At 64.9% G+C, this 3807-nt stretch carries 5 protein-coding genes and 1 pseudogene; all 6 read right to left on the reverse strand.

Features of this window, described 5'->3' with window-relative positions; genetic code table 11:
* Positions 1-472, reverse strand: a pseudogene (locus EOD15_RS30335) (MFS transporter); the annotation flags it as partial.
* Complete coding sequence (nusB, locus tag EOD15_RS30340; protein WP_127322245.1) at positions 469-969, reverse strand: transcription antitermination factor NusB; 501 nt, start codon at positions 967-969, stop codon at positions 469-471. The pseudogene EOD15_RS30335 and the gene nusB, both read right to left, overlap by 4 nt.
* Positions 966-1460: a 6,7-dimethyl-8-ribityllumazine synthase gene (gene ribH / locus EOD15_RS30345; protein ID WP_013532245.1), complete on the reverse strand. Its 495-nt coding sequence runs from the start codon at positions 1458-1460 to the stop codon at positions 966-968. The genes nusB and ribH overlap by 4 nt, the downstream gene beginning before the upstream one ends.
* A gap of 255 nt (positions 1461-1715) precedes the next feature.
* Positions 1716-2333, reverse strand: coding sequence for a riboflavin synthase (locus tag EOD15_RS30350; protein WP_127322246.1), 618 nt, complete (start codon positions 2331-2333; stop codon positions 1716-1718).
* 11 nt (positions 2334-2344) lie between these two features.
* On the reverse strand, positions 2345-3460 hold the full coding sequence (ribD, locus tag EOD15_RS30355; RefSeq protein ID WP_127322247.1) for a bifunctional diaminohydroxyphosphoribosylaminopyrimidine deaminase/5-amino-6-(5-phosphoribosylamino)uracil reductase RibD: 1116 nt from the start codon (positions 3458-3460) through the stop codon (positions 2345-2347).
* Between the two features lie 2 nt (positions 3461-3462).
* The coding region (locus EOD15_RS30360) for an ATP cone domain-containing protein (protein ID WP_127409122.1) at positions 3463-3807 on the reverse strand (345 nt) is incomplete at its 5' end.

Genomic DNA, 3807 nt, shown 5'->3' on the forward strand with positions numbered 1-3807 from the left:
GCCCGATGATGGCGGTGACGACGCCGCCGGCCAGCACGAAGGAGATGGCGCGCGCCTTGAATTCAGGCGGTGCGTTGTCGGCGGCGGCAAAGCGGAACTGCTGGACGAAGGCGCCGCCGACACCGATCGTGAGCAAGCCGAAGGCAAACAGCCAGAAGCCGCCCTGAAAAAGCGCCAAGGTGGCGATCAGGCCACCAAGCGCCGTGACGATCGTGCCGGTCATGAAGCCGCTTCGCTGGCCCATGCTGCGGATGATGGCCGCTGCAGGCAGCGCGCCGAGCGCCACGCCGATGTTGAAGCCGGTGATCGGCGCTGTCGCCAATGACTTGTCGGGACCAAGCAGATATTGCCCGGCCAGCGCGCCCACGGAGATGGCGATGGGGGCCGCCGAGCCGATGATCGCCTGCGAGGCGGCGAGGATCAGCGCGGTGCGGCGCGCCTCCTGACCGGTCTCGAGGGCGATCGCCGTCATGATGCGTCCTTGCCGCGCCCCTCGCCACGCACCCGGCGAGACACACGGTCGAGCACGGCATTGACCAGCTTCGGCTCGTCTTCCTCGTAGAAGGCCTTGGCGATGTCGACATATTCGGAGACGATGACGGCGACGGGGACATCCTCGCGCTTCATCAGTTCGTAGACGCCGGCGCGCAGGATGGCGCGCAGCGTCGAATCCAGCCGCGACAGCGGCCAGTCCTCGGTCAGCGCCTGGCGGATGATCGGATCGATGGTCTTCTGGTTCTCGACGACACCCGCCAGGATGGCGCGAAACCATTGCGCATCGGCCTCGCGATAGAGCGCGCCGTCGACTTCCTTGCCGAGACGAAAGGCCTCATATTCGGCGGTGATCTCGAAGACACCGCTGCCGGCGACATCCATCTGATAGAGCGCCTGCACGGCGGCCAGACGGGCAGCGCCGCGCTTGTTGGCGTGGCGCACCGTGGGCTGGCCGGGCGAAGCGGGTTCGCTCACGATCGCGCTCCCAATTGTTCCTTGAGGGCAATCATGGTCAGCGCCGCACGCGCGGCAAAGCCGCCCTTGTCGCCTTCCGAGCGCTTGGCGCGAGTCCAGGCCTGGGCGTCATTCTCGGTGGTGAGGATGCCGTTGCCGATGCAGACAGAGTCCTGCACGCTCAAATCCATGAGCGCTCGGCTGGATTCATTGGCGACAATGTCGAAATGATAGGTGTCGCCGCGGACGACGGTGCCGAGCGCGACAAAGCCATCATAATGTGTGCCGCCTTCCGTTGCGCCGTCCAGTGCAAAGGTGATCACCGCGGGGATCTCGAGCGAACCTGGAACGGTGACGACATCATAAGTCGCGCCCGCTTCATCGAGCGCGCTTGTCGCGCCATCGAGCAGCGCGTCGGCAAGGTCGTCGTGAAAGCGCGCTTCGACAATGAGCAGATGCGCCTTCGCCTTCGGACGAATGAAGGCTTTGCCGTGTTGGGATGTACCAGCCATAAAAGTCTCCGGGGAGTTGCCGGTGACTTAGGCCGAAGCCGGGTTCATCGCAAGCGAAGATGTTGCGCACGCCCGGTTTGCCGACCTATTCAGGTTCACCAACCTCGTTTTTGAGATGGCCGTGGAGGCTCTCAACCCAAGCCAGCACGGCCTGATGATCAATCACACGACCAGCGTCCACATCGGCCAAGGCCTCGAGCGTCCGTCGCCGGTATTCCTCTTCCGGCACAGCCGAGATCCGTCTATTCCTGACCATCAAAGCCCCTCTTTCGTGGCCTCCACCAGCCGCGCCGCGTAGCGGGCCATGGTATCGATCTCGAGATTGACGCGGTCACCGACCTTGCGCTCACCCCAAGTGGTCACGGTCAGCGAATGGTGGATCAAAAGCACGTCGAAGCGCGCGCCTTCGACCTTGTTGACGGTGAGCGAGGTGCCGTCGAGCGCAACCGAACCCTTGGGCGCGATGAACTTCGCCAGATCGCGCGGCGCCTCCAGCGTGAAGCGCACCGCGTCGCCCTCATCCTTGCGCTCGACGATCTCGGCCATGCCGTCGACATGGCCCGAAACGATGTGGCCGCCGAGTTCGTCGCCGATCTTCAGCGCCCGCTCCAGATTGACCTTGGTGCCGGATTTCCAGCCCGAGGCCGTCGTCAGCCTGAGCGCCTCTTCCCAGGCCTCGACCTCGAACCAGCGCGCATTCGAGCCGCTGTCGGGCAAGGCCGTCACCGTCAGGCAGACGCCGCCGCAGGAGATCGAGGCGCCGATGGCGATGGTCTGCGGGTCATAGGCTGTGTCGATGCGCAGCCCCACCCCTTCCCTGAGCGGCTTGACGGAAGCGACAGTGCCGATATCGGTGACAATTCCGGTGAACATCGGTGTTGATCCTAAAAATCTCTTGTCCACTCGGCGTAGCTGTCTTCGCCAAAGCGCATCTCGCGCAGCTTGCGAAAACCTGCCGGGATATGGTCAGCGTCAACAGGCGATGCAATGCCGTCATCGCCGATCGCTTCCGATCCCTGGAACAGCACGATGCGGTCGACCAGTTCGTCAGCCAGGAAGGCGCTCGCCACCCTGGCGCCGCCCTCGACCAGCACGCTGGCCATGCCGAGCGCGGCCAGATCCTCGAGCAATTCCGGCAAGGCTACGCCGCCCTCGTGCGTCTCGGTGCCGATGAAGCGCACGCCGGCGCGCTCGAGTGCTGCGCGCCGCAGCGGATCGGCCTCCAGGCAGGCGGCGATATAGAGCGGCACCCGGTCGACGCCCGAAACCAGCTTCGAGGCCTCCGGCAACCGGATCTGCCGGTCGAGCACGATGCGGGCAGGCGAACGGTTCTCCAGCCCCGGCAAACGCACCGTCAGGGCCGGATCGTCCTCAAGGGCCGTGCCGATACCAACCAGTATGCCGTCCGCCTCGGCCCGCATCAGATACACTTCGCGGCGCGCAATATCGCCGGTGATCGACACCTGCCCACCGCCTTCCCTGCCGATATTTCCGTCGCTGGAAAGCGCAAGCTTGAGAATCACTTCCGGGCGTTTTCTTAATGATCGGATCAAATAGCCGGCCATCTGCTCGGCGGCTTGCTCGGCCAACACCTTCTCGACCACCTCGACACCGGCGGCACGCAGGATAGCGTAGCCCTTGCCGGACACGCGCGAATCGGGATCGCTGGCCGCACCGACGACGCGCGCTACACCGGCATTGACCAGCGCATTGGCGCAAGGCGGCGTGCGGCCGTGATGGGCGCAAGGCTCCAGCGTGACGTAAGCGGTGGCGCCGCGCGCGAGGTCGCCGGCCTCGGCCAGGGCCTCGGTCTCGGCATGCGGGCGGCCGCCGACAGCGGTGACGCCGGTGCCGACGATCATCGGACCGTTGCCGTCATCGCGCACGATCAGCGTGCCGACGGACGGATTGGTCGCGGTGCGCCCGGCATTTTTTCGCGACAGTCTGAGTGCCGCCGCCATGAAGCGGCGATCAAGGGCGGCCTGTTCGCTTGCAGTCATGCTCAGCTGGCTTCCTCTTCACCCTTGATTTCGTCGCCCTTGAGCTCGCCCAGCAATTCGTGGAAATCCTTGGCCTCGCGAAAATTGCGGTAGACCGAGGCGAAACGCACATAGGCGACATCGTCGAGCGATTTCAGCGCTTCCATGACCAGCCGGCCGACTTCTCCCGAAGCAACCTCAGTCTCGCCGGAACTTTCGAGCTGGCGCACGATGCCGGTCACCGCGCGGTCGATGCGCTCGGGATCGACATTGCGTTTGCGCACGGCGATCTCCACCGAACGCAGCAGCTTGTCGCGGTCGAAGGGCACTTTGCGGCCCGATTTCTTGACCACGACGAGGTCGCGCAA

This window comes from Mesorhizobium sp. M7A.T.Ca.US.000.02.2.1 (genome assembly GCF_003996995.1).
Classification (GTDB): Bacteria; Pseudomonadota; Alphaproteobacteria; order Rhizobiales; family Rhizobiaceae; genus Mesorhizobium.